Source organism: Streptomyces acidicola (assembly GCF_009377235.1).
GTDB classification, from domain to species: domain Bacteria; phylum Actinomycetota; class Actinomycetes; order Streptomycetales; family Streptomycetaceae; genus Streptomyces; species Streptomyces acidicola.
The window spans coordinates 1-26,430 of sequence record NZ_VMNX01000041.1; the positions used below are offsets into that span (position 1 = coordinate 1).

The 26,430-nt window shown below is 70.0% G+C and carries 21 protein-coding genes; 11 read left to right on the top strand and 10 right to left on the bottom strand.

The genetic code is table 11. The annotated features are described in order from the left end of the window. Positions 1–158: 158 nt before the first annotated feature. The 6 genes from FPZ41_RS14015 to FPZ41_RS14040 form a co-directional block, all read right to left on the bottom strand. Positions 159–875, bottom strand: coding sequence for a hypothetical protein (locus FPZ41_RS14015; RefSeq protein ID WP_152862508.1), 717 nt, complete (start codon positions 873–875; stop codon positions 159–161). Then, the gene (locus tag FPZ41_RS14020) at positions 872–3,103 is read right to left on the bottom strand and encodes a hypothetical protein (protein ID WP_152862510.1); all 2,232 of its coding nucleotides are present in this window, start codon (positions 3,101–3,103) and stop codon (positions 872–874) included. Before FPZ41_RS14020 ends, FPZ41_RS14015 begins: the two co-directional genes overlap by 4 nt. A 73-nt stretch (positions 3,104–3,176) precedes the next feature. After that, entirely contained in the window at positions 3,177–3,506 is a 330-nt protein-coding gene (locus tag FPZ41_RS14025) for a hypothetical protein (protein ID WP_131570107.1), read from the bottom strand. Between the two features lie 108 nt (positions 3,507–3,614). Next, the gene (locus FPZ41_RS14030) at positions 3,615–4,589 is read right to left on the bottom strand and encodes a 3-oxoacyl-ACP reductase (RefSeq protein ID WP_152862512.1); all 975 of its coding nucleotides are present in this window, start codon (positions 4,587–4,589) and stop codon (positions 3,615–3,617) included. Between the two features lie 127 nt (positions 4,590–4,716). Beyond that, positions 4,717–5,802 carry a Zn-dependent alcohol dehydrogenase gene (locus tag FPZ41_RS14035; protein ID WP_152862514.1) on the bottom strand — a complete coding sequence of 362 codons (1,086 nt, stop codon included), beginning with the start codon at positions 5,800–5,802 and terminating at the stop codon, positions 4,717–4,719. 140 nt (positions 5,803–5,942) lie between these two features. Then, complete coding sequence (locus FPZ41_RS14040) at positions 5,943–6,818, bottom strand: MaoC/PaaZ C-terminal domain-containing protein (protein WP_152862516.1); 876 nt, start codon at positions 6,816–6,818, stop codon at positions 5,943–5,945. A 331-nt stretch (positions 6,819–7,149) separates the two neighbouring features. Here FPZ41_RS14040 and FPZ41_RS14045 point away from each other — a divergent pair, with 331 nt between their 5' ends. From FPZ41_RS14045 to FPZ41_RS14060, 4 genes are all read left to right on the top strand, one after another. Beyond that, on the top strand, positions 7,150–8,085 hold the full coding sequence (locus FPZ41_RS14045; protein WP_152862518.1) for an ABC transporter ATP-binding protein: 936 nt from the start codon (positions 7,150–7,152) through the stop codon (positions 8,083–8,085). After that, entirely contained in the window at positions 8,085–8,801 is a 717-nt protein-coding gene (locus FPZ41_RS14050) for an ABC transporter permease (protein WP_152862520.1), read from the top strand. Before FPZ41_RS14045 ends, FPZ41_RS14050 begins: the two co-directional genes overlap by 1 nt. A 14-nt stretch (positions 8,802–8,815) precedes the next feature. Next, complete coding sequence (locus FPZ41_RS14055) at positions 8,816–10,075, top strand: sensor histidine kinase (protein ID WP_407698779.1); 1,260 nt, start codon at positions 8,816–8,818, stop codon at positions 10,073–10,075. Positions 10,076–10,357: 282 nt separating this feature from the next. After that, complete coding sequence (locus FPZ41_RS14060) at positions 10,358–10,990, top strand: response regulator transcription factor (RefSeq protein WP_152862567.1); 633 nt, start codon at positions 10,358–10,360, stop codon at positions 10,988–10,990. Between the two features lie 18 nt (positions 10,991–11,008). On the opposite strand, the gene FPZ41_RS14065 is transcribed toward FPZ41_RS14060, so the two are convergent. Next, a complete protein-coding gene (locus FPZ41_RS14065; RefSeq protein ID WP_152862524.1) occupies positions 11,009–12,436 on the bottom strand; it encodes an MFS transporter in 1,428 nt (475 codons plus the stop codon). A gap of 219 nt (positions 12,437–12,655) precedes the next feature. Here FPZ41_RS14065 and FPZ41_RS14070 point away from each other — a divergent pair, with 219 nt between their 5' ends. The 5 genes from FPZ41_RS14070 to FPZ41_RS14090 all read left to right on the top strand — a co-directional run bounded on the left by FPZ41_RS14070 (position 12,656) and on the right by FPZ41_RS14090 (position 18,463). Beyond that, positions 12,656–14,395, top strand: coding sequence for an MFS transporter (locus FPZ41_RS14070; protein ID WP_152862526.1), 1,740 nt, complete (start codon positions 12,656–12,658; stop codon positions 14,393–14,395). A gap of 147 nt (positions 14,396–14,542) precedes the next feature. Beyond that, a complete protein-coding gene (locus FPZ41_RS14075) occupies positions 14,543–15,193 on the top strand; it encodes a class I SAM-dependent methyltransferase (protein WP_152862528.1) in 651 nt (216 codons plus the stop codon). Positions 15,194–15,292: 99 nt separating this feature from the next. After that, a complete protein-coding gene (locus FPZ41_RS14080) occupies positions 15,293–16,309 on the top strand; it encodes an N-acetylmuramoyl-L-alanine amidase (RefSeq protein ID WP_322620205.1) in 1,017 nt (338 codons plus the stop codon). A 168-nt stretch (positions 16,310–16,477) separates the two neighbouring features. Continuing rightward, positions 16,478–17,317, top strand: coding sequence for a DUF5336 domain-containing protein (locus FPZ41_RS14085; RefSeq protein WP_322620206.1), 840 nt, complete (start codon positions 16,478–16,480; stop codon positions 17,315–17,317). A 111-nt stretch (positions 17,318–17,428) separates the two neighbouring features. Then, complete coding sequence (locus FPZ41_RS14090; RefSeq protein WP_152862532.1) at positions 17,429–18,463, top strand: LLM class F420-dependent oxidoreductase; 1,035 nt, start codon at positions 17,429–17,431, stop codon at positions 18,461–18,463. A gap of 28 nt (positions 18,464–18,491) precedes the next feature. Here FPZ41_RS14090 and FPZ41_RS14095 read toward each other — a convergent pair whose 3' ends face one another. Genes FPZ41_RS14095 through FPZ41_RS14105 form a run of 3 tightly spaced genes read right to left on the bottom strand, consistent with a single transcriptional unit; the run spans position 18,492 to position 21,738 of the window. Further along, entirely contained in the window at positions 18,492–19,559 is a 1,068-nt protein-coding gene (locus tag FPZ41_RS14095) for a prenyltransferase/squalene oxidase repeat-containing protein (protein ID WP_322620207.1), read from the bottom strand. Next, positions 19,556–20,338 (bottom strand): class I SAM-dependent methyltransferase, encoded by a 783-nt coding sequence (locus FPZ41_RS14100; protein WP_322620208.1) that lies wholly within the window; start codon positions 20,336–20,338, stop codon positions 19,556–19,558. Before FPZ41_RS14100 ends, FPZ41_RS14095 begins: the two co-directional genes overlap by 4 nt. Then, on the bottom strand, positions 20,332–21,738 hold the full coding sequence (locus tag FPZ41_RS14105) for a glycosyltransferase family 4 protein (protein ID WP_322620209.1): 1,407 nt from the start codon (positions 21,736–21,738) through the stop codon (positions 20,332–20,334). The genes FPZ41_RS14100 and FPZ41_RS14105 overlap by 7 nt, the downstream gene beginning before the upstream one ends. A gap of 251 nt (positions 21,739–21,989) precedes the next feature. Here FPZ41_RS14105 and FPZ41_RS14110 point away from each other — a divergent pair, with 251 nt between their 5' ends. Then, complete coding sequence (locus FPZ41_RS14110) at positions 21,990–22,634, top strand: TetR family transcriptional regulator (protein WP_152862534.1); 645 nt, start codon at positions 21,990–21,992, stop codon at positions 22,632–22,634. Between the two features lie 196 nt (positions 22,635–22,830). After that, complete coding sequence (locus FPZ41_RS14115) at positions 22,831–26,430, top strand: TIR domain-containing protein (protein ID WP_194236084.1); 3,600 nt, start codon at positions 22,831–22,833, stop codon at positions 26,428–26,430.

Consider the following 26,430-nt stretch of genomic DNA (forward strand, 5'->3'; position numbering starts at 1 on the left):
CGCCGAACCAGCCCCCACCCGGGAGCAACCCCTACCAGCGGTAGCGGAACGCAGTCCTCGGCGCCGGATGGACCTGCCGGGTAGTGCTCACCGCGCCAGTAGCAGAGAGCTGCACAAGGAGCGGTGAACCCGTCCACCCCGCTCTCACGAAACCATGGTCAAGTGGTCTCATTCTGGCGAGACTCCTCGACGCCAGAGGGCGAGAGGTTAGGACTGTTCGTGCAGCCCAAGGACTTACTTACCTTGGATGCGGCTGAGAGCAACACTCTGAGTCGAGTATTGCTCTGCTTGGTTACGTCGTCGAGGTCGTTGTCCCAATACCCCTCAAAGTAGCCTTGTACGGCACCGTCGTGGCCACTCGGAAGCCTGCATGCGAAGCGTGCTGTTGAACGCCGGAGGTCGTCCACAGCGCGCGTCATCTCCGCATCGCCTACGGTGAAATCGAGGGTTTCAGACTTCTCCTCTTTGGTGAAGTACGGGTGCCGGGTCCAGCCGAAGTAGAAGTCGATTTCCCTTTGGCCACCGCACGGCGTTCGCACATCTTCCTTGCACAGCAGGAAGGAACAGACGGAGGAGGCTCTGGTGTAGTTCGGCTTGCTGCTGCCTGGGGCTTCCTTACGCATTTGCTCTGCGACCCGCTCGACTCTCGTCCCCTCGGATCGCGTACGCGGATAGAACTCCTTCCGGCCGACGAGCAACTGCTGAAGGTCTCGCATTGTGCTGCTGCCGAACATGCCGCCACAGATCTCGTCCGCCGCGACTGGCTTGATGGGGGCGGGTTTGGGCTCATTCGGTGAAGCAGTGCAGGCGGTGATGAGGGCGGCAAGCGCCAGAGCTGCAACCGTGGCTTGATGACGGTGAGGCTTCGGGGTCATCGGGAGTTGTCCGTATCTGTTATGCGACTACCCCGGGCGTATGCGGCGTCGAGTGCCGTGTTCCGGGTGTCCCGCGATGCACCCACCACGCCTTGGCTGTCCATGTAGTTGTCGATTCCTGTTCTGGCCAGTTTCTTGGATTCGTAGTCGAATTCATCGATGCTGTTGATGGCTTTGCCGGTGCTGTCCCGCTCGTTTTCCTTGAGGGAGTCGGCGATCTCGTTGCCCAGGCCGGTTTCCACAGCTGAGCCAGCGGCCTCGGCGATGGGAAGGATGATGGGCGCTGCTTGCGGGGCCAGGATGGTGGCAGCTGCTTCGACCCCGGTTGTGGCACCGCCCACGGTGACGGAGACTCCCGCTTGCTTCCAGGCTGCGGACTTCGCGAGTTCGTGGTTGTAGTCCTCGTCGCTCTCACGGTAGTCGCGGCCGATCTGTTCGGCGCGCGCCTCATCGAGGGCACCGTGCATCGTCATCCCCCACTCGGCGGCCCGATACGCCTCAGCGGTGCCTTCGTGGGCCTGGATACGGCTGGTGGTGAACGCTTGCTGGGCCTGAGACATGATGCCGTGCGAGGTCTCGTCGTTGCCGAGTTCGCGGACGAACTGCTGGGCAGCGACCGGTTCGATTCGGTTCTCGTCCTTGACGCCGAACAGCTCCTCCATACCTCGCTGGCTTTGGTCGGAGGCATCCAGTCCCGAAATGCCGTAGTTGAGGTCGTCGATGTAGGCGGCGCCGATGCGCCCCATGCTGTCGGAGATGCCCGTCTGCTTGTCCATCAGCTCCACCTCGGGATCCCCGTAGCGTTCCATGACCCGCTGCATGACGGCGCGTTCCTCCTCACCCCGGTGGAGTTCGGGTTTGGCGGCGCCGTAGTCGCTCCCCGTGGTGGCGGATTCCAGGGCATGGCCGAGAGCGTTGTAGCCACGGGAAGTGCCGTTCTCGTACTGCGGGTGAGCGTCCTCGGGCCAGTCGCGGGCACCCTTGACTCCATCACCTCCCACCACGTAGTCGAAGTTGCCCTTGTCGGAGAAGAATTCGGTGGACGCCTGGTGGTTGTGGCCGAGGGCGTTCATGTAGCCGGTCATGGGGTCGGTGCCCCAGTCGTTGGTGAGGTCGATGTCACCGCCGTCAAGGCCGCTGCCGGGGATGGTCTTACCGAGGTACTCGTTACTCAGGGAGTCACCGTTCTTGGTGGCGTCCTTCTCATAGTCGATCAGGGCGTTCCCGTAGTCCTTCAGAAATGCGCTGTCGTAGCGGCCCGAGTTCATCAGGTCCGACATCACCTGGAATCCCCGGGGCTTGTTGAGGTCGTGATCGAGCGGGTAGGGGCCTGCGGCGATCACGTCCTCCTTCCACTCCCGCATCGCCCTGCTGTCGGACTCGGTGGCGGTGGCGAGGGTCCCACCGAGCTGGCTGCGGGTCTGCTCCAGGAGCTCCTTGCGGGCGCCCTCGGGGGCCGGATCGCCGTGGAGATCCATGCCCTCCCAGAACTCCAGCGTCCCCCGGCCGCCCATTCCTGTGGTGAACTTCTCGGCGAACTCCTTGTCGTTCTTGTTGGCCCGCAACAGCTCGTTGAACTTCCGGAGTTCACTGTCCGACATGTCCGAGCCCTTTTGCGCCAGTTCCAAGGCGCGGGTGGCGTCGGCGTCGTCGAGGGAGGTGACGACCTTGGAGTTGAAGTCGGTCTTGTCTCCGCCGAGGTCGCGGCGCAGGGCCCAGCAGGCGGTGTCGTCGGCGGCGGCGGCGCGCTGCAGAACGCGGTCGATGCGGCGAGCGAAGGCGTCGCAGGCTTCCTGCTGTTCGCGGATGGCGCCCTGGCCGTCGGGGTCGTGGCTGGCGCCGACGTCCTGGGAGAGGTCGTAGCGCGGGGTGACGGTGCCGGTGGGGCTGACGAGGAGATCCTGCTGCTTGGCCTCGACGTCGGCGAGGTGGTGGAGGTCGTTCTTCGCCTTCTTCAGCTCGGCATGCAGGGTCGTGAGGACACCGGCGATGCCCTTCGCCTCCTTGTGGGCGTCCTCGAACTCCTGGTGGGCGGCGCGTACGTCGTTGTCGGCTTTGGCCGCCGTCAGGACCGGCTGGGTCCAGCCTGCCTGCCGGAAGGGGCTGGCGACCTGATCGCCGTACGCGGTGTGCAGCCCCTTGAACTTGGTGACGGTCTCCTCCCAGCGCTCAGCGGCCGCTTTGAGGTTGCTGAGCTTGAGGTGGTACAGCTGCTCGTACGTCGGCATGAGCTCGGCGGGTCCCCGTGAAGTCGTGAGTCTTGTCTGGTTGGCGCGGTGGCGGTGGGATGGAAGGCCTGGTTCAGCCGAAGTCACTCGCCAGAGAGTTCATGGTTTGCGCGTTCGCGGCTTCCGTGCGCTGATACAGCACTCCCGAAACTCCGCACTGGCCGGCGAGGCTGTCACACTTGCCCGCGAGTGCGGAGACCTGAGACGACCAGGTCTCCGCCAGGCCAGTAAGCGCCCCGCCCAGCCCACCGTCCCAGTTGCCACTGCCGAAGTCCCCGGCTGCCGTACGCGTCTCGTCCACCGGATGCGCACCGGCAGTTCGCGTCTGCCCCTCGATCTCGCGCGCACCCGTGCCCGCACGATTGAGGGCTGCCGGATCCTCGATTTCCGTCCCGGTTGACACGTCCTACCCCCATGTGTCGTTGGGTTCCGTACGTAAGAGGAAGGCAGCTACCATACCTGACGCGAACACGACGACAGTAAGTGGGGCCGTTGCATTCCGTACGGCCCCTCAGCGTCCCCGCCTGAGCCCCAGCACCTCCACCGCCGCGAACGTCTCGTTCCTCGGCCGCCCGGCGTAGTACGGGCTGAGCAGAGCGTCCAGCTCCTCGTACGTGAAAGCGTCCCGCTCGGTGTCGAACTGGGCGGCCACCCGGGGCCGTTCGACGACCGCGACCATCCCGCCGTGCACGACGAGGAGCTGCCCGTTCACGTGCGCGGCCGCGGGCGACGCCAAGTACCCGACGAGCGGCGCGACATGCTCGGGGGCCAACGGGTCCAGGCCACCGCCGTCGGCACCGGCGTCCCCGGGCTGCTCCACGCCCGCGAACACGTCCGCAAAGACGTCCGCCGTCATCCTCGTCCGCGCCCGCGGGCAGATCGCGTTCGCCGTCACGCCGTACTTTGCGAGGGCGGCCGCCGTCGATGTCGTCAGGCCGACGATTCCGCCTTTCGCCGCCGCGTAGTTGGGCTGTCCTGCCGAGCCCGCCAGGAACGCCTCCGACGAGGTGTTCACGATCCGTCCGTACACCGGCCGCCCGCCCTCCGCCTTGCTGCGCGCCCGCCAGTGCGCTGCCGCGAAGTGCGTCGTGTTGAAGTGGCCCTTCAAATGGACTCGGATGACGGCGTCCCACTCGTCCTCCGACATCGAGAAGACCATCCGGTCGCGCAGGATGCCCGCGTTGTTGACGAGGATGTCCAGCTTCCCGAATTCCGTGATCGCCAACTCGACCAGTTCCCCGGCCTGTTCGTGGTCCGCCACGTCTCCCGTGTGGGTGACGGCCGCGCCGCCCGCCGCCCGGATCTCGGCGGCGACGTCCTCGGCCGGCCCGGTGGACGCCTCGCCCGAGCCGTCGCGGCCCGGCTGACCGTAGTCGTTGACGACGACCGCGGCGCCCAGCCGGGCGAGTTCCAGCGCCTCGGCCCGGCCCAGTCCGCGGCCCGCGCCCGTGACGATCGCGGACCGGCCCTCAAGTGGCAGTGACATCAACGCCCCTCCGCCGCATGGAAGCTCATCAATGAATCCTCAAGTCCTCGGGTTCTCAAGTCCTCGGGCTCTCAAGTCCTCGGGCTCTCAAGTCCCCGGGCTCTCAAGTCCTCGGGTTCTCGGGTTCTCAGATCTCTACGCACGTCCGCAGCGCCGTGCCCGTCCGCATCTGGTGCAGCGCCTCGTTGACGTCGGCCAGCGGCACCCGGTGGGTGATCAGGCCCGAGAGGTCGATGCGCCCGGCGCGCCACAGCGCGATCGTCCGCTCGTACGACCGCACCACGTCCCCGCCGCCGTACATCGACGGCAGGATGCGCTTCTCGTCGAAGAACAGCTCGAACATGTTGAACTGGAGGAAGTCGTCCATGGCGCCCGCGCCCACGACGACCAGCGTGCCGCCGCGCCGCGTCATGTCGTACGCCGTCCGTGCGGTCGCGGACCTGCCGACCACCTCGAAGACGTAGTCGAAACCCTCGCCGGCCGTCACCGACTGTTTGGTGTCGGCCAGTTCCTCCGGCGCCACCGCCTTCGTCGCGCCGAACTTCAGCGCGGACTCCCGTCGGGAGGCGACCGGATCGACGGCGATGATCTCGGCGGCGCCCTTGAGCCGTGCGCCCTGGATCGCGGAGATGCCTACTCCCCCGCAGCCGATGACGGCGACCGACGAACCCGGCTCCACGTCCGCCGTGTTGAGCGCGGCGCCGAGCCCGGTGGTGACGCCGCAGCCGATGAGGGCGGCGATGTCGAAGGGCACGTCGTCGGGGATCGGCACCGCACAGCCCGCGTCGACGACGACCTCCTCGGTGAAGGTGCCGGTGCCCGCGAAGCCGAATACATCAGGAGAACTGCCGCCGGGCCGCTTGAAGTTGGGGGTGCCCGCGTTCATGAACCCGGCCAGGCACAGCTCGGTCTGGCCGCGCTTGCAGGCGGGGCATGCGCCGCAGGCCGGCAACCAGCAGACGATCACCCGGTCGCCCGCCTTCAAGTGGCTGACGCCTTCCCCGACTTCGAGGATCTCGCCCGCCCCTTCGTGGCCCAGCACGAACGGCGCCGGCTGCGGCAGGACCCCGGCCATGGCGGACAGGTCGGAGTGACACAGGCCCGTGGCCCGTACCCGGATCCTCACCCTGCCGGGCCCGAAGCCCACCGCCTCGACGTCGTCGAGGACGTCGAGCTTGTCCTGGCCGATCTCGTGCAGTACGGCTGCGCGCATGGTGCGGCTCCCCTCAGGAGTACCGGAGTACTGGTTGTACCGGAGTACTGGACGTGCGGGAGTACTGGTCGTGCCGGAGTACTGGTCGTGCCGGAGTACTGGTCGTGCGGGGTGCTGGACGTACCGGAGTGCTGGGCTGCTCAGGAGTGTTCGACGAGGGTGTCGGCGAGTACGGGGGCGTCGTCCCGGTCGACGGCCGTCACCGAAACCTGGACCCGGCCGTCCCCACGCCACATGCGGATGCGCAGCGTCTCCCCCGGATACACGACCCCGGCGAATCGTGTGGTGTACGAGCGCACCCGGCTCACATCGCCGCCGAGCAACGTGTCGACGACCGCCTTGAGGGTCATGCCGTAGGTGCACAGCCCGTGCAGGATGGGCCGTTCGAACCCGGCGACCTTGGCGAACTCCGGATCGGCGTGCAGCGGGTTCCAGTCGCCGGAGAGGCGGTAGAGCAGTGCCTGGTCCTCACGGATCGGGCGTTCGACGACCTTGTCGGGCTCGCCGGCGGGCGGTTCGCGTCGGGCGGACGGTCCGCGGTCTCCGCCAAAGCCGCCCTCCCCCCGTACGAAGATCTGCGCGTCGTTGGTCCACAACGGGCCCTCGGCGCCGATGACTTCGGTGCGCATGACGAGGACGGCCGCCTTGCCCTTGTCGTACACGGCGGCGATACGGGAGGTGGCGGTCGCGGTGCCCTCGACCGGGAGGGGACGGTGGATCTCGACGGCCTGGCCGCCGTGCAGGACGTGGGCCAGGTCCACGTCGACGCCGGGCATGGACAGGCCGCTGATCACCCCGGGCGAACCGGCGCCCGCGACGGTGGCGAAGCTCGGCAGGACGTGCAGCCGGGACTCCAGGCTGTAGCGCAGTTCGTCGGGATCGGTGGCGGGGCTGTGCTTGTCGGGATTCGCGCCGGCGCCCACGCCGAGGTGGTACAGCTGGACGTCCTTCGGGGTCCAGGAGATCTCCCCGGACCGGGGCTCGGCCGCGAGGGCCAGGGCTGCGTCGATGGGCATGGGGCTCCTGATCGGGGCGGCTGGGGTGCGGGAACGGCTCGTCGACGGGAAGAGACCTCGGCACGGCCGTCCGCACCATCGGCCGCACCGAGGTCGTCACGGGGCCGCGGAACCCGCCCTCCCTGGAGATCCCTGGAAATCCCTAGAACGCGTTCCAGTCCGGCGACCTCTGTATAGCCGAGCCGCGTACACTTGTGAAGGGTTCTGACGCTACGTCAGATCCATGGTCCCCGGCTGTCTCCGCGTGCCGTGACAGCCGTGACATTTGTCCCACCCGGATCCGTACAAGCGCATCTGCCGTGACCGCCCGGTGGCTCGTAGCGTCGTAGCCATGACGGAAAGAGCTGCAACACCGCCTCGGTCTCAGGCCGTGTCCTTCGCCCGTGCGGTCAAGGCCTTCGGCTCCGTACGGGCCGTCGACGGAGTGGACCTGGAGATCGCGCGCGGCGAGACCGTCGCGCTGCTCGGCCGCAACGGGGCCGGGAAGTCCACGACGATCTCGCTGCTGCTGGGCCTGAACGAGCCGGACGAGGGGCGGGTGGAGCTGTTCGGCGCTCCGCCTGAGGAGGCGGTGCGCGCCGGGCGGGTCGGCGCGATGTTGCAGGACGCCCGGGCCGTGCCCCGGGTCACCGTGCGCGAGCTGGTCTCCTTCGTGGCCGGGCGCTATCCGGAGCCGCTGCCGGTGGCCGACGCGCTGGAGCTGGCCGGCGTCGCGCACCTGGCGAACCGCCGGGTCGACCGGCTCTCCGGCGGCCAGACGCAGCGGGTGCGCTTCGCGGTGGCGCTGGCCGGGAACCCCGCGCTGATCGTCCTCGACGAGCCGACGGCCGCCCTGGACGTGGAGGCGCGGCACGCGTTCTGGGAGTCGATGCGGGCGTACGCACGCCGCGGGCACACCGTGCTGTTCTCCACGCACTACCTGGAGGAGGCCGACGCGCACGCCGACCGGATCGTGGTGATCGACCGCGGCCGGATCGTCGCCGACGGAACGGGCGAGCAGCTGAGGCGGTCGGCCGGCGGCAACCTCGTCTCGATCGATCTGGAGGGCCGTACGGCCGACGGTCTGGAGTTGCTGCCGGGTGTGGTGTCCGTCGAGGTGCGCGGGCGGCGGGCCCGGCTGCGCACGGACGACTCGGACGCGACGGTGGTCGCGCTGGCGCGGCTGGACGCCATACGGGGGCTGGAGGTCGCTTCGGCGTCACTGGACGACGCGTTTCTGGCCCTGACGGGCAGCCGTACGGCCACGCCGGACAGGGAGACCGTCTGATGCTCGACTATCTACGGCTCGAAGTGCGCCGGACGCTGCGCGATACGGGGTTCGTGATCGGTGGCGTGGCGATGCCGGTGATGATGTACCTGCTGTTCACCAACCTCGGCGATCAGGAGGGGAGTTGGAAAACCGCCTCGATGGTCGGCATGGCCGCGTACGGGGCGTTGGGCTCGGCGCTGAACACCGGTGGCGGGGTCGCCGAGGACCGGACGGTCGGCTGGCTGCGGCAACTGCGCGTCACCCCGATGACGTCGCGCGAGGTGGTGCTGGGCCGGGCACTGACGGGGTCGGTGACCGTGCTGCCGGCCATCGTGGCCGTACTGGCCGCCGGCGGTCTCGTCAACGGCGTACGGCTGGACGCGTGGCAGTGGGCCGCGATCGCGGTGCTGCTGTGGCTCGGCTCGGTCCCGTTCACGCTGCTGGGACTCGGCAACGGCTACCGGCTGACCGCCCAGACCACGGGCGTGGTGAACATGGTGTGCAACCTGGGGCTCGCGGTGGTCGGCGGCCTGTGGTTCCCGCTCTCGCTCTTCCCCGACTGGCTGCGCTCCCTGTCCGCCTACACGCCCGGGAACCGCTTCGCCTCACTCGGCACGGCGGTCGCCGACGGCCACGCCCCCACCCTCGGCACGATCACGGTGCTCACGGCCTGGCTGCTGCTGTTCGGTTCGTACGCTGTGCTGTCGTACCGGCGGTCCGGGCGGACCGTCTGAACGGGGGTGGTCTCATGGTCCGGATTGGTCCCATGGCCCTGATCAGGGCGTCCCGGATATCTCGAAAGTATCGGGCATACCGAACGCGCCGGGTGACGTGCCGCACGGACGCGACGCTCCCCGAGAGACTGGGCCCGCCGCCCAGCGGCTTCGCCCTGCTGCCCTGGCTTCTGATGGGCATGGGCGCCTTCTCGAACCTCTTCCAGGGCAGGACCCCGAACCCCCTGATCGGGAGCGTGGGCCTGTTCGCCTTCAACTCCCTCTACATCTACGTGACGTTCCGTGCCTTCGTGAAGGAGAAGCGCGAGGCGCGCTCCACCCGCGTGGCGCTCGTCCTACTGGGGGTGGTGACCTGTTCACTCGCGATCGGCTATGGCGGCAGCTGGCTGCTGTTCTTCCCCCTGCTGGGCCTGGCGACGGGCGCGGTCGTACGGGGCCGGTGGCTCGGCAGGACCTGTTTCGCGCTGAGCGTGCTCGCGGGGGTGGTGGCCGGGGTGCGGGACGGCTGGGGTGCGGTGAACGTGGCGTACGGCACCTTCCTGTCCACCATGGTGACCGCGGCGATCCTGTCCCTCTCGGAGGCGGTGCGCGAACTGCGTGCCGCCCGGGAGGAGCTGGCGCGCCGCGCGGTCGAGAAGGAGCGGCTGCGGTTCTCCCGCGACCTGCACGACCTGCTCGGCCACACGCTCTCGGTGATCGTCGTGAAGTCGGAGGCGGCCCGCCGCCTGGCCCCGCGCGACCTGGACGCGGCGCTGCTCCAGGTACGGGACATCGAGTCGGTCGGCCGCCAGGCCCTGACCGAGATCCGCGAGGCGGTGACCGGCTACCGGGAGGGCAGTCTGACCACGGAGCTCGACCGCGCGCAGTCGGCGTTGACGGCTGCCGGGGTCACGTCCTCCGTACGCATGTCCGGACCGCCTCTGTCCCCCCAGACCGAGACCCTGCTCGGCTGGGTGGTCCGCGAGGCGGTCACCAACGTCGTACGACACAGCGGGGCGGCCCACTGCGCCATCGGTCTCACGGGCACGAAGGAGCGGGTCCGGCTTGTGTTCTCGGACGACGGTACGGGGCCGGTCCCCGGCTCTGCGTCCGGCAGCGGCACCGGCCTGAAAGGGCTCACGGAACGCCTCGCCGCGGCGGGCGGCTCTCTTGAAGCGGGTCCGGGGGCGAGGGACGGTTTCGTGGTGCGGGCGGAACTGCCCGTGGACTGGGCTGACTTGATGGGGCGGGATGTGCTGGAGGGGGACGTGGTGGAGCAGCACAGGGATCGCTGAGCAAGGGCAATCTCGTCCCGGTCGACCGTAAACGAAACACGCACGCGAAGCATCTCGTCACCGACTCGCTCGGCTGCGAGGGCTGCGGGCGTGCCATGCCGACGGGCGGCAGGAGCTGCAAGCCGGCAGCAGAGTTCGGGGCTGCTGGTCGGCACAGGACGCATAACCGCCCGCTGACACCGCACGCCCCGGCCACATGCCGGGCGGTGCTTTCGTCTGTCCACCGCCCTGCTGGACGCGCCCCGACAAGCACCCCGCTCTAGCCTGTTCTCCGTGAACGAGATGCCGCGGGAGCATCATCCCGCCAAGTCCATCAGAGTCCTCCTCGCCGAGGACCAGGGCATGATGCGAGGCGCCCTCGCGCTGCTCCTGGGCATGGAGGCGGACATCGAGGTCGTGGCGCAGGTCGCGGCCGGGGACGCAATTGTGGACGCCGCGCTCACCCGCCGTCCCGACGTCGCACTGCTCGACATCGAACTGCCCGGAAAGAGCGGCCTGGACGCTGCCGCCGACCTGCGCGACCAGGTGCCGGACTGCCGGGTGCTGATCCTCACCACCTTCGGCCGGCCCGGCTACCTGCGCCGGGCCATGGAGGCGGGCGCGGCCGGGTTCCTAGTGAAGGACGGACCGGTGGAGGAGCTCGCCGAGGCGGTGCGCCGCGTGCTGACCGGCGAGACGGTGATCGACCCGGTGCTCGCCGCGGCCGCCCTCAGCGCGGGCCCCAACCCGCTCACGGCCCGCGAGTGCGATGTACTCAATGCCTCCGCGGACGGGGCGACCGTCGCCGACATCGCGGACCGGCTCCACCTCTCCGAGTCCACCGTCCGCAACTACCTCTCCTCCGCCATCGGCAAGACGGGCACCCGCAACCGCATGGAGGCGATGCGGGAGGCCCGGCAGCAGGGGTGGTTGTAGCGGGCCGGAGGCCGGAGGTCAGTCCGTCGGCGTCCGCCGTGGCAGCCAGGCCGGCATCAGCACCGCCGCCACGACGAGCACGGTTCCGCCCGTGCGGAACACCAGCGCGTACCCGTCCGTCAGCGCCTCCGGTGAGGTGCCGCCCGCCGTACGGGCCGCCGCGATCGTCGACATGACGGCGAGACCGAGTGAGCCGCCCATCGTCCGCGAGGTGTTGACGAGCCCGGACACCAGACCGGCGTCCCCTGGGGCCGCCCCGGACGTGGCGAGCGCGGCCAACGGGGTCGCCGACAGGCCGCCGCCGGCCATCATCAGGACTCCGGGGATCATGATCGCGGTCACGTACGAACCGTCCGCCGTCATCGTCGACTGCCACCCGAACCCGACGGCTGCCACCAGAATCCCGAGCACCACGACATGGCGCGCCCCGAGCACCCGCATGAGCCGCGGCGCGAGCTGGGCGCCGAGCACCACCGCGAGCGAACTCGGTATCCCCGCGAGCCCGGCCTCCAGCGGGGTGTAGCCGAGCACGGTCTGCGCGTACAGCGTCATGAAGTACCAGGTGCAGAACATCACCCCACCGCACAGGAACATCGCCGTGTTCGCCGACGCCACCGACCGCAGCCGCAGCAGCTTCGGCGGCATCAGCGGTGCCCGCGTCCGCGCCTCGACGGCCAGGAAGGCGCCGATCAGCACCAGTCCGGCGAACAGCGGCACCAGCGTCACGGCCGCCGTCCAGCCCACGGCCTCCGTCTGCACGATGCCGTAGGCGAGGCCCGCGAGACCCGCCGTCACCAGGACCGCGCCCGGCAGGTCGAGCCGACGCCGGTCCCGCGCCCGGCTCTCGACGAGCCGCCATGCCGCGCCGGTCAGCACCACGGCACCCACGGGCACGTTGATGAGGAGCACCCACCGCCACGACAGGGCGTCCACCAGTACCCCGCCGACCAGGCCGCCCGCCGCTCCGCCGCCCGCGCCGACCGCCATCCACGTGGCGATGGCCCGTGCGCGGGCGGGCCCCTCCGGCACCGCCGAGGTGACGATGGTCAGCGTCGAGGGCGCGAGCACCGCGGCCCCGAGCCCCTGGACGGTCCGCGCGACGAGCAGGTGCCAGCCGTCCTGGGCAAGGCCGCCGCCGAGCGACGCCAGTGTGAAGAGGGCGAGCCCCAGGAGAAACATTCGCTTGTGCCCGTACAGGTCACCGGCCCGCCCTCCCAGCAGCATGAAGCCGGCGAAGGCGATGGTGTACGCGTTCACCACCCATTGCAGCCCCGTCACGCCGAGCCCCAGGTCGGTCCGCATCGACGGCAGGGCCACATTGACGACGGACACGTCCAGGACGACGAGGAACTGCCCGGCGCAGGCGAGCGCGACCAGGAGCCAGGTGGGCGGCGCGGTACGGCGCGATGCGCGGGTGTCTTCGGCGGCTCTGAGCATGAGGCTCATGCTCTCAACCACCCGGCGCCCGCGGCATCGGCATTTCGCGCCGGTGCACCTCGGGCGTGAGACCTACGCCATACGGGGCCGGACCACCATGACGGCACGTCAGATCCCCATAGGAAGGTCAAGAATTCGTTAGGTACCCAAAACATCGGAATAGTTGCCCAGGCACACGGGGTTCAGCATCCACGTACCCCTTCTCACGCGGCCTGGAGGCCTCACGCAATGACGCACACGACCGCAGACCGGCCCACCCGGAGGCCGACCGGAGCGCTCGTCCCGGTCCTGGCCTTCGCGGGGATCGTTGTCGCGGTGATGCAGACCCTGCTCGTACCGGTCATCAAGGACCTGCCGACGCTGCTGGACACCACCCCGAGCAACGCCACCTGGGTCCTGACCTCGACGCTGCTCTCGGGCGCCGTGGCGACGCCGATCATGGGGCGCCTCGGCGACCTCTACGGCAAGCGGCGCCTGCTGGTCCTCAGCCTCGCCGTGATGGTGGTCGGTGCGCTGATCAGCGCGTTCACCAGCACACTGCTCCCGATGATCGTCGGCCGCACCCTCCAGGGCTTCGCCATGGGCGCGATACCCCTCGGTATCGGCCTGATGCGCGACATGCTGCCCCGCGAGCGGCTCGGCTCGGCCATGGCCCTGATGAGCTCCTCGATCGGCGTCGGCGGCGGCCTCGCGCTGCCCGCCGCGGCCCTGGTCGCCCAGCACGCCAACTGGCACGCCCTCTTCTACGGCGCCGCCGGCCTCGGCATCCTCTCGATCGTCCTCACTCTCCTCGCCGTACCGGAGTCCCCGATGCGCGCCGAGGGCAGCTTCGACGTCCTCGGCGCACTCGGCCTCTCCACCGGTCTCGTCCTCTTCCTCCTGCCGATCACCAAGGGCAGCGACTGGGGCTGGACCTCGGGCACCACGCTCGGCCTGTTCGCCGCGTCTGCCGTCGTCCTCGTCCTGTGGGGTGTCATGGAGCTGCGCCTGAAGGCGCCCCTCGTGGACCTGCGCACCACGGCCCGCCCCGCCGTCCTCTTCACCAACCTCGCCTCGATCATGGTCGGCGTCAGCTTCTACGTCGTCTCCCTCGTCCTCCCCCAGCTGCTCCAGCTGCCGAAGTCCACCGGCTACGGCCTCGGCCAGTCGATGGTCGCCGCGGGCCTGATCGTCGCTCCACTGGGCCTGACGATGATGTTCACGGCCCCCGTCTACGCCCGTCTGTCGGCGAAGTACGGCCCCAAGGTCACCCTGATCCTCGGCATGGTGATCATCGCGATCGGCTACGGCGCCGGCCTCGGCCTGATGAACGCCGCCTGGCAGAGCCTCGTCATCGCGGTGGTCCTGGGCGCCGGCATCGGCCTCGCCTACTCCTCGCTCCCCGCCCTGATCATCGGCGCGGTCCCGGCCTCCGAGACGGGCGCGGCCAACGGCCTGAACACCCTCATGCGCTCCATCGGTACGTCGGTGTCGAGTGCCGTCATCGGCATGGTCCTCGCCAACACCGCGAACACCGTGAACGGCGTCGCGGTCCCCACCATGCACGGCTTCCGGATCTCCTTCCTGATCGCCACGGCCGCGGTCGTCCTGGGCCTGGCCCTCGCCCTGTTCCTGCCGGGCAGCCGCCCCGCGACCAGGCCGCAGTTGCGCGCGAGCAGCGAGGAGGACGCGGCCCTGCGCCGGGCCGCCGAGGTGCTGGGAGGCTTCCGCGGCCGTGTCCTGGACGCCGAGGGCACCCCGGTCGCCCGCGCCAAGGTCACGCTGATCGACCCGCGCGGACGCCGGGCGGGCGCGACGGTCACCGCCGAGGACGGCTCGTACGCCCTCGCGGTCCCCGCCGAGGGCACCTACGTGCTGGCGGCCCGCGCCACCGGCCACGGCCCGCTCGCCTCGTCGGCGACCCACACGGGCGACGCCCACCCGATCGACGTGGACCTGCCCCTGCCGACCGCCACCGTGAAGGCCTGAGCCGGACTCCTGGACACCTGAACTCCTGAACTGAACTCCTGACCCGAAGGCCTCACCCGTACCCCCGACCCGTGCCCCCGGCCCGTCTCCGGCCCGGGGGTACGGCAGCATGGGCGCCCGGACACACGTACGACCCAAAGGAGCCCCATGCCCGCAGCACCCAAGCCGGAGACCCTGGCCGCGTTCGAGGCCGCCAAGGGATTCATGCCCACCGACGAGGGGCTCGCGCTGTACGCGGCGGCCGTCGAGGCGGGCCGGCTCGGGCTCCCCCTCCTGGAGGTGGGCACGTACTGCGGACGGTCCACGATCCTGCTCGCCGACGCGGCCCGGGCAGCCGGGGTCACCGCGCTGACGGTCGACCACCACCGCGGCAGCGAGGAGCAGCAGCCCGGCTGGGACTACCACGACCCGGAGACGGTCGACCCCGAGCTCGGCCTGATGGACACACTGCCCACCTTCCGCCGCACGCTCCACAGGGCGGGACTGGAGGAGCACGTCGTCGCCCTGGTCGGCCGTTCCCCGCAGATCGCGGCGATCTGGGGCACACCCCTCGCCCTCGTCTTCATCGACGGCGGTCACACCGACGAGCACGCGAGTGCCGACTACGAGGGCTGGGCACCCCATGTGGCCGAGGGCGGTCTGCTCCTCATCCACGACGTGTTCCCGGACCCGGTGGACGAGTTCACCGGCCAGGCCCCGTACCGCGTCCACCTCAGGGCCCTGAGGTCCGGAGCGTTCACGGAGGTCTCGACGACCGGCTCGCTGCGGGTGCTGCGGCGGACGGGGACGGGGATCTGAGCCGGCCACCACCCGCACGGAGTTCATCACCCGCACAGCCTTCACCCGAGCGACCCCGGCGGCCTGCGGGCCCAGGGGTCGCCCCGTAAGGTGGCGGTCGTGTCGTACGTAGGCCCGGACTTCGATCCGCCCCAGCCCCGCCGTTCGCCGCTGCGCCGCCCGTTGGTGGTCGCGGCCGCCGCGCTGGTGCCGGGTGCACTGGCAGGGTGGCTGGTGTGGCAGGCCGCGGGGAGCGGAGGAGACGCGGGCGGGTCCGGCAGTGCCGCGGCGGGGGCGTCGTCCACCGCGGGCGCCCCGGACAACGGCTCGGCGAGGACGTCGACGCCTTCCGGGTCGGGCTCCGGATCGGGCTCGGGGAAGTCGGCCTCCACCGGATCCGGCGACGACGACAAGGTCCCCAGCCCCTCGGCCTCCGGCTCGCCCTCAGGTCCCGCCGCCTCCGGTCCCCTCACCGGCAAGGTCGTCGTCATCGACCCCGGTCACAACCCCGGCAACTTCCAGCACACCACCGAGATCAACCGCAAGGTGAACATCGGGACAAACTTCAAGGAATGCGACACGACTGGGACCTCCACCAACTCGGGCTACCGGGAGGCCGACTTCACGCTGGACGTGGCGCGGCGGGCGCGCAAGATCCTTGAAGAGCAGGGCGCCACGGTGAAGTTCACGCAGGACGGCAACCGGGCATGGGGGCCGTGCGTCGACGAGCGGGCGCGGATCGGGAACGAGGCGGACGCCGACGCCGTCGTGTCCGTCCACGCGGACGGCTCGGGCGCCGGGAACCGCGGGTTCCATGTGATCCTCCCGGGCGCCGTGAACGACGGCGGCGCCGACACCCGGCTGATCGTCGCCCCCTCCCGCGACCTGGGAGAGCGGGTCGCGGGCAGGTTCGTCCGCAACACGGGCAGCGCGCCCTCCAACTACGTCGGCGGCGGCACCGGCCTCGTCACGCGCAAGGACCTGGGCGGTCTCAATCTGTCGACTGTCCCCAAGGTGTTCATCGAGTGCGGCAACATGCGCGACAGCAAGGACGCCGCACTCCTCACCAGCGGTGCCTGGCGGCAGAAGGCGGCGCAGGGCATCTCTGAGGGAATCGTGAGCTTCCTGCGCAAGTAACGGGGAGCAGTGTTCAGCGGGCTGATCCCGGCGGACACCGTCACTGATCGGACGATAGTGTCGTCCCTACGATGAGGGGCCACCTCTGCGCTTCACACCACGGCCGTACGGCGACTTGGTGCCAGCGACGCCTCCACCGATGACGTGACGACTGACGAAGGACCTGAAGTGAATATCCGCTCCCTCACTAGAGGCGACGGCGTGGTGATCGGAGCAGCGGTATTGCTGTTCATCGCGTCGTTCCTCGACCTCTACTCCGTCGACGGGGCCCCCGACAGCGCCGACCTCCCGAACCTCTGGGGAAGCGGCCCCGTGGTGCTCAGTGTCGTCCTGGCGGGGATCATCGGCGCCGCGCTCGTCGTCGCCTCCCGGAACCTGCCGCAGATGCCGAAGGCCGCCGGACTCGACCTCGGCCAGTTCGGCGTCGCGTTCACGATCTTCGCCGCGTGGAGCGCCCTGGGCAACATCTTCGACGTCATGGGCGGAGCCGACAACAGCAGCAGTGCGGACATCGGCGTCAGCCCCGGAACCGGCCTGATCCTCGCCCTCATCGCCACCCTGGCCATGGCCGCCGGGGCGGTCGCCACCCCCCTCGTCCCGGCCCTGAAGGCCGTCCTCGTCCCTGCCCCGCGCCCGCAGGCCCCGCAGCCGTACGGCGCGCAGCCGCCGAACGGGTACGGCTACCCGGGTGCCCAGCAGCCGGGTCCGGGGCAGCCCTTCGGCGGCCAGCCCCAGCCGGGTCAGCCGCAGCCGGGCCAGCCGTACGGCGCGCAGCCGCAGCAGGCGCAGGCCCCGCAGCCTCCGGTGAGCGACTTCTCCCCGTTCTGGTTCGCGGTGCCGGTGCCGCGCCCGCTGTTCGCGGAGGACGGCTCGCAGTCGACGATCGCCGAGCTGGCGCCGGGCACCTGGTACCTGGCCGTCGAGCAGCGCGGCCCGAGCCTGGTCGCCCAGACACAGGACGGTCGCCGTGGTGTGCTCCAGGACACGAGTGGTATCCAGCGCGGCTGACACGTCGGCCCGCACCCGCACGGCCCTTCGCCCCTTCCGGGCGAGGGGCCGTTGTCGTACAGTCGCCTCCCGCACACCCGAAGCTGACGAATCGTCAGGAGGCAGGCTGGCATGCGGCTCGGTCTCGCACTCGGCTACTGGGGCCGCGGCCCCTCGCCGGACCACGTTCCGCTCGCGCAGGAGGCCGAGCGGCTCGGCTACGACTCCGTGTGGACGGCGGAGTCCTGGGGCTCGGACGTCTTCACCCCGCTGACCTGGATCGCGGCCCGGACCTCAAGGATCAGGCTGGGCACGGCGGTTGCCCAGATGGCGGCCCGCTCACCCACGACCACCGCGATGCACGCCCTCACCCTCGACCACCTCTCCGGCGGCCGGATGCTCCTGGGCCTCGGGCTCTCCGGCCCGCAGGTCGTCGAGGGCTGGTACGGGCGCCCGTTCCCGTCGTCGCCGCTCACCGCGACCAGGGAGTACGTCGACGTCGTACGCCAGGTGCTGCGGCGCGAGGCCCCCGTCGAACTGGACGGGCGCTTCCACTCCCACCCGTACCGCGGCGAGGACTGCACCGGCCTCGGCAAACCCCTGAAGCCGATCACGCATCCCCTCCGCTCCGACCTCCCGATTCTGCTGGGCGCGGAGGGCCCGAAGAACATCGCGCAGACGGCGCGCATCGCGGACGGCTGGCTGCCGCTGTACTGGTCGCCGACGCGTACGGAGGTGTACGAGGCCTCGCTCGCCGAGGCACCCGACGCCCGCGAGGGATCGAGCAAATCTCACTTCCTTGTCGCGCCCATGGTCCGTGCCCAGGTCTGCGACGACGTGGCCGAGGGGCTGTTGCCGGTGAAGACGATGCTCGGCTTCTACATCGGCGGCATGGGCCACGCCAAGCGGAACTTCCACGCCGACCTCATGGCGCGCATGGGCTACGAGGAGGAGGCGCGGCGGATCCAGCAGTTGTTCCTGGAGGGCCGCCGTGAGGAGGCCGTCCTCGCCGTCCCGGACGCCTTCGCGGACGAGATCTCCCTGGTCGGCCCGAGGGAGCGGATCGCCGAGCGCCTGGAGTCGTGGCGCAAGGGCCCGGTGACGGACCTGCTGCTCCTGTCCCCGGACCGGCTAACGCTGCGGGTGCTGGCGGAGCTCAACTCCTGAGGCCCGGCGCTGAGAGCCGCGGCAGCGCCTAACAGCACTCCGTGTCGAGCCCGCGCGGCAGGCGCTCGCCCCCGAAAACCGCACACGTGGGTTCGTCGCCGCCCAGGGCCGCCACCGCCAGGAGCAGGGAGCCGGCGGTCCAGGTGGTGAGTTCCTCGGGCCAGATCGCGCCGTCCTCGAAGACGTACCCCGTCCAGTACAGGCCGGTCCTCGCGTCGCGCAGGTGCTGGATCGATTGGAGGATCTCCAGGGCACGGTCGGACTCGCCCATCGCCCACAGGGCCAGGGCGAGTTCGGCGGACTCGCCGCCCGTCACCCACGGGTTCGGGACCACGCAGCGGACCCCGAGGCCGGGGACCACGAAACGGTCCCAGCCCTCCTCTATACGGGACTTGGCCTCCGGGCCGGTGAGGGCGCCGCCCAGCACCGGGTAGTACCAGTCCATCGAGTAGCGGTCCTTGTCCAGGAACCGCTCCGGGTGGCGCCGTATCGCGTGCCGCAGCGTGCCCGCCGCCAACTCCCAGTCCGGCTGCGGCTCTTCCCGCTGCTCGGCGATGGCCAGCGCGCAGCGCAGCGCGTGGTGGACGGAGGACGAGCCGGTGAGGAGCGCGTCGGCGGTCTGCGTGCCGTCGTCGTCCTGCCGCCAGCCGATCTGGCCGCCGGCCTGCTGGAGGCCCAGCACGAACTCCACCGCCGCGTGCACGGTCGGCCACATGCGGTCCAGGAACATGTCGTCGCCCGTGGACAGGTAGTGGTGCCAGACGCCCACGGCCACGTACGCGACGAAGTTCGTCTCCCGGCTGCGGTCCATGACGTCGTCCGGGTCGCCGTCGGCGTACGCCGCGTACCAGGAGCCGTCCTCGTTCTGGTGCCGGCGCAGCCAGTTGTACGCCCGCTCGGCGGCGTCGTGTTCGCCCGCCGCGTCGAGGGCCATCGCGGCCTCGGTGTGGTCCCACGGGTCGAGGTGGTGCCCGCGGAACCACGGGATGGCGCCGTCCTCCCGTTGCACGGCAAGGATGCCGCGGACGGTCGCGGCGGCCTCCTGCGCGGTGAGGACCCCGGGCAGGACGAGGTGTTCTGTCCGGGGGGTGGTCACTCGGCAGCCGCCTCGGTCTTCCCGGAGCGGCGGTTCTCGGGGCGGCGGTTCTCGGAGAGGCGGGGCAGGTGGGGCTTGGTCGCGTACGCCACGAAGCTCTTGCCGATCAGCGGGTTCAGCGCCTGTTCGGCGACCCGGGTGGCCAGCGGCTTCTTCATGATGTCCCAGACGAGCAGCTTGTGGTACGCCCGCACCGGCAGCGCCTTGTCGTTGTCGACGCCGAACGCGCACTTCAGCCACCAGTACGGCGAGTGCAGGGCGTGGGCGTGGTGGGTGCCGTACGGGCGGAGGCCGGCCTCGCGCATCTTCGCCAGCAGCTCGTCCGCCCTGTAGATGCGGATGTGGCCGCCCTCGACCTCGTGGTACGCGTCGGAGAGCGACCAGCAGACCTTCTCGGGCCCGTAACGCGGCACGGTGACGGCTATGCGGCCGCCCGGCTTCAGTACGCGCACCATCTCCGCGAGTACGCCCTTGTCGTCGGGTATGTGCTCCATGACCTCGGAGATGATCACGACGTCGAAGGAGGCGTCCGGGAAGGGCAATGCGAGCGCGTCGCCCTCCATCGCGGTGGCCGTCGCCCCGGCCGGGGCCTCGCCCGCCTCCTTCATCGCCGCGAACCACTTCGCGACCTCGCGGATCTCCTCGCCGTTCCGGTCGAGCGCCACCACCCGGGCGCCCCGCCGGTAGCACTCGAAGGCGTGCCGTCCCGCTCCGCAGCCGAGGTCCAGGACACGGTCCCCCGGGGCGAGCGGGAACCGGGAGAAGTCGACGGTCAGCACGTGGCCCTGCTTTCGGGATCGGGTTCGACTACTTCGACTGCTGCTGCCGTTGCGGCTGTTGCTGGAGCTTTCCGGCTCCCGGCACGCGCGATCGCCTCGCGGTAGTGGGCCACCGTGCCCTCCGCCGCCCTGGCCCAGGTGAAGCGGGACAGCACGCGCTCCCGGCCGGCCGCGCCGAGTCGTACGCGCAGCTCCGGGTCGCCCAGCAGCCGACTCAGCGCGGAGGCCAGCGCTCCCGCGTCGCCGGGGGGCACCGCGAGGCACGTCTCCCCGTCGGGGCCGGCGACCTCCGGGATCGCCCCGCCGGTGGTGGCGACCAGCGGCGTCCCCGTGGCCATCGCCTCGGCGGCGGGCAGCGAGAACCCCTCGTACAGCGACGGCACGCACGCCACCTCGGCCGACCGCACCAGATCGACCAGTTCCGCGTCGGAGATGCCCTTCACGAACTCGACGGCGCCTTCGAGGCCGTACCGCTCGATGGCCTGCGCGACGGGCCCGTCCTCGGCGCGCTTGCCGACGACGACGAGGTGCGCGCGGGGGTGCTCGGTGCGCACCTTGGCGAGCGCCTCGATGAGGTGGATCAGGCCCTTGAGGGGGACGTCGGCGCTGGAGGTGGTGACGATGCGGCCGGGTATCTGCGGTACGGACGGGTCGGGTGAGAAGAGGTCCGTGTCGGCGCCTATGTGCACGACGTGGACACGGGACCCGGCGACACCCAGGTGGTCGACGATCTCCTGACGGGACGTGCCCGAGACGGTGAGCACGGACGGCAGGCGGCGCGCGACCCGCTTCTGCATGCGCGTGAACCCGTACCAGCGCCGTACCGACGTCTTCCGTCGCCAGCCCTCGGCCGCGTCCAGCTCCAGCTGCCGGTCCACGGTGATGGGGTGGTGGACGGTGGTGACGAGCGGGGCGCCCACATCACCCAGCAGCCCGTACCCGAGCGTCTGGTTGTCGTGCACGACGTCGAACTCGCCGCGCCGGGCGCGCAGATGGCGGCGGGCGCGCAGGCTGAAGGTCAGCGGCTCGGGGAAGCCGCCGGTCCACATCGTGGCGACCTCCAGGGCGTCGATCCAGTCGCGGTACTCGTCCCGGCCGGGCGTGCGAAAGGGGTCGGGCTGGCGGTACAGGTCGAGGCTGGGCAGCTCGGTGAGGGAGAGCCGGCCGGGGCCGTCGGCGGGGACCTCGTCGAGTACGTCGAGTACGGGGTACGGCTGGGCGCCGATGACCTCGACACGGTGGCCGAGCCGGGCGAGCTCGCGCGAGAGGTGCCGTACGTAGACGCCCTGGCCCCCGCAGAACGGGTTCCCTTTATAGGTGAGGAGCGCGATGTCGAGCGGTCGCATGCCGTCGGCAGCGGGGCCCTCCTGGGGACCCGCCTCCCTGGCCTCAGCGGTCACTCCGGGCCCCCTTCTCCCCGCACTTTCCCGCGAGGGTACGCCGGGACGGTAATCTAGAACAAGTTACAGAGTTGATCGTTCAAGAGGCTTCGAATCTACCGGCAGGTAGCCCCGCCATGGGCGGTGGATCAGGTGATTCACACCACGACGGGCCGGCGTGAATCACGTAATCCACCGATTCGCGCGGCGCCCTGATGCCCTGCCATGCTGATCCGTCGTTCCTCTCGCCGAACTGTCACGGAACGGGACCCATGCCTGCGGAAGCCAAGGTGGAAGCCAGTACCGCGCGCTCAGCGGCGCAGCCCGACACCCCTGCCCTCACCGAGCGGCAGGAGGCACGCCGGCGCCGCATCCTGCACGCGAGCGCGCAGCTGGCGAGCCGGGGCGGTTTCGACGCGGTACAGATGCGCGAGGTCGCGGAGTCCTCCCAGGTGGCGCTCGGCACGCTGTACCGCTACTTCCCGTCCAAGGTCCATCTGCTGGTCGCCACGATGCAGAGCCAGCTTGAGCACATGCACGGCACGCTGCGGAAGAAGCCGCCGCAGGGCGAGACGGCGGCGGAGCGGGTGGCGGAGACCCTGATGCGCGCCTTCCGCGCCCTGCAGCGCGAGCCGCACCTCGCCGACGCCATGGTCCGCGCCCTGACGTTCGCGGACCGCAGCGTCAGCCCGGAGGTCGACCAGGTCTCCCGCCAGACCACGGCGATCATCCTCGACGCGATGGGCTTGGAGAACCCCACTCCCGACCAGCTCTCCGCCGTCCGCGTCATCGAACACACCTGGCACTCGGCCCTCATCACCTGGCTCTCGGGCCGTGCGTCGATCGCCCAGGTGAAGATCGACATCGAGACGGTGTGCCGGTTGATCGATCTGACGGATTCGGCGTCGAGTGACTGAGTGTTTCCCCACCCCGGTCGACCTTCCCGGCCACAGCAGTAAACTGCCGAGCGGCGAACCGGGCTGACGACAGTGCCGCGAGGGGGCAGATGTGGCGGGCTCAGCTGGTTTGATGAGGGATCGTGCCACGCTGGTCCGGCGGTTACGGTCGAGTGAGGCCACTGTCTGGCTGGCTGCGTGTGGAGCGGGCTGGGCCGTGTTCCTTCCGCTGTTCGGACCTTGGCTGGCACTGGCCGGCCTGCTGATCCCCTTCGCTGTCTTCTTTCCGGGGCATTCGTTCGAGGCGCTGTGGCGGGTGCGGAAGGACCGCATCACCTTTGCGTGGTCGTGGCGGCGGCTGTTGCGCGTGCAGACGCTCGCGCTGCCCCTGGCGCTGCTGGCCTTCTGCTGCGGCGCGCTCGTCGTGACGCCCTCTGGCAACCCGGTCTTCTGGATCGTACTCGTGTTCCTGCCGGTGGAGGTTGCCACGCTCGCTGTGTCCGGTGCGGTCGAGATTCGCGCCGGAGGAGTACCCGTCGGTCAGGAGAACACGACCCCCGGGCCGCGCGCCGTATGGCCGCTGGTGTCCCTTCCCATTGTCGTGGCACTGCTCACCGCTGTGGCCTCCGGAGTATGTGCCTGGGTGGTGCGGGACCGCGTGCGAGCGGTGCTCGCAGGGACCGGGCTGCCTGTCACGGATCAGGTCGAGGGCATCGTGCGGTGGACCGACGCACAGGTCGTGTCAAGTGTGTTCGGGCCGACGTACGACCGGCAGTGGTACTGGGCGTTCCTGGTCGGCGCCGCGGGTCTGCTGGCCGCCGGCTGCTCCCTCCTGCTGCGGAACGCGCTCCTGCGGGCCATGGCCGAGACCGACCCGTTCGACCGTGCCCCCGGGGCGTACGGGGTTCCCGCCGAGTCCACCAGCAAGGTGTTTCTCAGTTACTCACGCAAGGACACCGATTACGCCCGCCGGTTGTGTGCCCGTCTGGAGGGGCGGCTGGGTGAGCTCTGGGTCGATTGGCAGGCCATCACTCCTTCTGAGCGGTGGCGCGAGTCCATTGCCGAGGGCATCCGCACCTCGGACGCTCTCGTAGTGCTGCTGAGTCGGGACGCCCTGGCCTCCACGTACTGCTGGGAGGAATGCCGGCAGGCCATCGAGCAGCGCAAGCGCATCCTTCCTGTGGTGATCGACCCGGAGCTGGTGCGCGGCAGCACCAGCGGACTCATGCGGGAGCGCGGGTGGGGTGAACTGACGGCATACCAGAACCTGTCGTTGGTGGATCCCGACGAGGAGCAACTGGCCCAGGGCGTCGAGGACATCGTCGCCTTCGTGCACCAACACCACCAGTGGGTGGCGTTCCACGCCCGGCTCGGCGTGCTGGCGCACCAGTGGTGGGAGGGCGGCCGCAGCGACGGGCTGCTGTTGCGGGCCGACGAACTGTCCGTCGCCGAGACGTGGCGGCGGCGTACCCCGGACGAGGAGGACTTCCACGCCGGGCTCACCGAGAAGCAGAGCCGCTACCTGGAGGAAAGCCACGGGTCCGTCCGACGGCGCACACTCCGCATTCGGTCAGCCCTGGCCGCCGGCACGGCCGCGGTCGTCGTCCTGTCCGGGCTCGTCGCTGCCGGACAGGACGGTGCGGAGGCCCAGTACCGGGCCGCCCTCTCCCGCAAGCTGGCCGCCATGGCCGACGACGTGTCCGGCCCCGATCCGGAGAGGGCGCTGCAGTACGCGTTGGCCGCGCGGGGACAGGCGGACACCGCCGAGGCGCAGAACGCCATCGCCGAGCGGTTGACCAACTTCAACCGGGTGCGCACAGTTGTCGCCCCACGCGGCGAGTCCGTGAAGAAAGTACTTCTCAGTCGGCGCGGGGATATCCTCCTCATCGAACGAGGGCAAGCCGCTGGTGGGGTGGAGGAGCGAGGGGGGACCACCGAGGTCTGGGATGTCGAGCGGGCGCGGAGCCGGGGAGTGCTTTCGGGCAGCCTGCTGGAGTCCGGCGACCAAAACGCCCGTTCCCTGTCTGCCGATGGCCGGACTGTGGCACTGACGTCGGACGACGCGACACAGGTGTACCTGGCCGACACCAGGACGATGCGCGTCAAGGACAGCTTCTCAACAGTCGAGGCGGGTGTGCCGACCGGGCTGTTCCAGCTCTCGGCAGGGCTGAGTGCGGATGGTCGGCGTCTCTTTGCCACTGCCGGTTTCGGGGATTCGAACCAGACACCCAACGTGCTGTGGGATGTGCGTAGTCATCGCATTGTCGAGAAGTCCAACTGCGTCGGCATGACCATGTCACCCTCTGGGCGGAGGGCTGTGTGTGACGGTCGGCTCATGGAGCTCACGGACTCCGATGCCGTACAGGACAAGGCCTTGCAGGACATTGACCGCGGTAACAGCAATTTCGTGGGCTTCACCGAGGACGACGGGGTGCTGGTCAATGTTGCGAGGGAGGCACGCGTCTACGAGCAGGGAACCGCACACCCTTGGGTACCGGCTCCCGGTATGGCCGCTGCGGGTAGCACCCGGGAGGGCAACGGCCCCATGCTTGGGGGACGCTACGCGGTGCTCACCAAGGCCGGCGAGAATCGATTCGAGCTGTGGGACCTGCTGGACCATCGGCGTATGGGGTCGGCAAGCACCGTCGAAAAGGCGATGGACATGCGCAGAGGCGACGGCCCGCCAAAGTTCGAGCCTGCCGAACGGGTTTCCGAAGTGGAGACGGCCGACGGATCGCTTGTTGCCACAGCGGCCGTCGACGAATCCGTCGTGCTCTGGGAGAAGGGCGGCGCCGGGAGGATCAGCGAGCGCCTGCCGGTGCCCGCGAAGGAGGGTCTCTACGCGGTCAGCCAGGACGCGCGGACCGTGGCTTCGTCCTCAGGCCGGACCGTGAGCCTCTGGGACACTGGTACAGGTGAACGCACCGGGAATTTCCGGCTCAGCGAGAACGGAGGCATGCCCGCCTTCAGCCCAGATGGCTCGCTGCTCGCGGTGGCCGTGGGGCTCCGTGAGGGCCGGATGAACGTGGAGGTCTTCCGCGTGCGGGACGGCCGGCGCGTCTCCCGGTTCGAGGCAGGGAACGATGAGAGGCACCACATTCCGTCCCTGATGTTCTCCCCCGACAGCAAGAAGCTGTACGCGGCGCTGACGGGACAGTTCAGGGTCGTCGTGTGGGACGTGGCGGATTCCGGCGGGAAGCCTCGTACGGTGGCGGAGACCGACGGCTTCGCCGACCACGCTGCTCTCAGTCCCGACGGCACAACGCTCGCCGCCACCGGCCGCAGCGGCGGGGTCGGTCTGTGGGATACGGCCTCCGGCACCCGGTTGCGCCTCATCCGCGAAGCGGCCAACGCGGCGTTCAGCCCGGACGGAAAGACGTTGGCCACCACGACAGTTGCAGGCAATCTTGCAGGCCGGTCCGTCTCCCTGTGGAACGTGGAGAACGGGGAGAAGGTCGGCAGCGACCTCGTTCCCGATTCGGGGGCGTTCCGTGCGCAGTTCAGCCCTGACGGGCGTCGGCTCGTGATCGTGGGCAGCCCCGGCGGTGGGCTCGTCAGTCGCCCGCAGGTGACGTTGTGGGACATCTCCAGCCGCCGACAGGTCGGCCCCGAAGTGGCCGCGGTGGACGCCGATGCCGCTCTGGGCTTCACCCCGGACGGTGATCGTCTCGTGACTGCCGGAAGCTACGGCACGTCCATCGCCGAAGTCACGGCAGACGGATGGGTCTCCTCGCTGTGCGGCATGGTCACCCGCCGACTCAGCGCACAGGAGTGGCAGGACGTCGCGCCCGGGGAGCGGTACCGCTGGCCGTGCTGA

Coding starts and splice junctions, on each gene's coding strand:
- FPZ41_RS14045 (WP_152862518.1), top strand. CDS start 7,150: ATGACGGAAAGAGCTGCAACACCGCCTCGGTCTCAGGCCGTGTCCTTC.
- FPZ41_RS14050 (WP_152862520.1), top strand. CDS start 8,085: ATGCTCGACTATCTACGGCTCGAAGTGCGCCGGACGCTGCGCGATACG.
- FPZ41_RS14110 (WP_152862534.1), top strand. CDS start 21,990: ATGCCTGCGGAAGCCAAGGTGGAAGCCAGTACCGCGCGCTCAGCGGCG.
- FPZ41_RS14015 (WP_152862508.1), bottom strand. CDS start 875: ATGACCCCGAAGCCTCACCGTCATCAAGCCACGGTTGCAGCTCTGGCG.
- FPZ41_RS14070 (WP_152862526.1), top strand. CDS start 12,656: ATGACGCACACGACCGCAGACCGGCCCACCCGGAGGCCGACCGGAGCG.
- FPZ41_RS14020 (WP_152862510.1), bottom strand. CDS start 3,103: ATGCCGACGTACGAGCAGCTGTACCACCTCAAGCTCAGCAACCTCAAA.
- FPZ41_RS14060 (WP_152862567.1), top strand. CDS start 10,358: ATGCCGCGGGAGCATCATCCCGCCAAGTCCATCAGAGTCCTCCTCGCC.
- FPZ41_RS14030 (WP_152862512.1), bottom strand. CDS start 4,589: ATGTCACTGCCACTTGAGGGCCGGTCCGCGATCGTCACGGGCGCGGGC.
- FPZ41_RS14065 (WP_152862524.1), bottom strand. CDS start 12,436: ATGAGCCTCATGCTCAGAGCCGCCGAAGACACCCGCGCATCGCGCCGT.
- FPZ41_RS14040 (WP_152862516.1), bottom strand. CDS start 6,818: ATGCCCATCGACGCAGCCCTGGCCCTCGCGGCCGAGCCCCGGTCCGGG.
- FPZ41_RS14035 (WP_152862514.1), bottom strand. CDS start 5,802: ATGCGCGCAGCCGTACTGCACGAGATCGGCCAGGACAAGCTCGACGTC.
- FPZ41_RS14090 (WP_152862532.1), top strand. CDS start 17,429: ATGCGGCTCGGTCTCGCACTCGGCTACTGGGGCCGCGGCCCCTCGCCG.
- FPZ41_RS14075 (WP_152862528.1), top strand. CDS start 14,543: ATGCCCGCAGCACCCAAGCCGGAGACCCTGGCCGCGTTCGAGGCCGCC.
- FPZ41_RS14055 (WP_407698779.1), top strand. CDS start 8,816: ATGGTCCGGATTGGTCCCATGGCCCTGATCAGGGCGTCCCGGATATCT.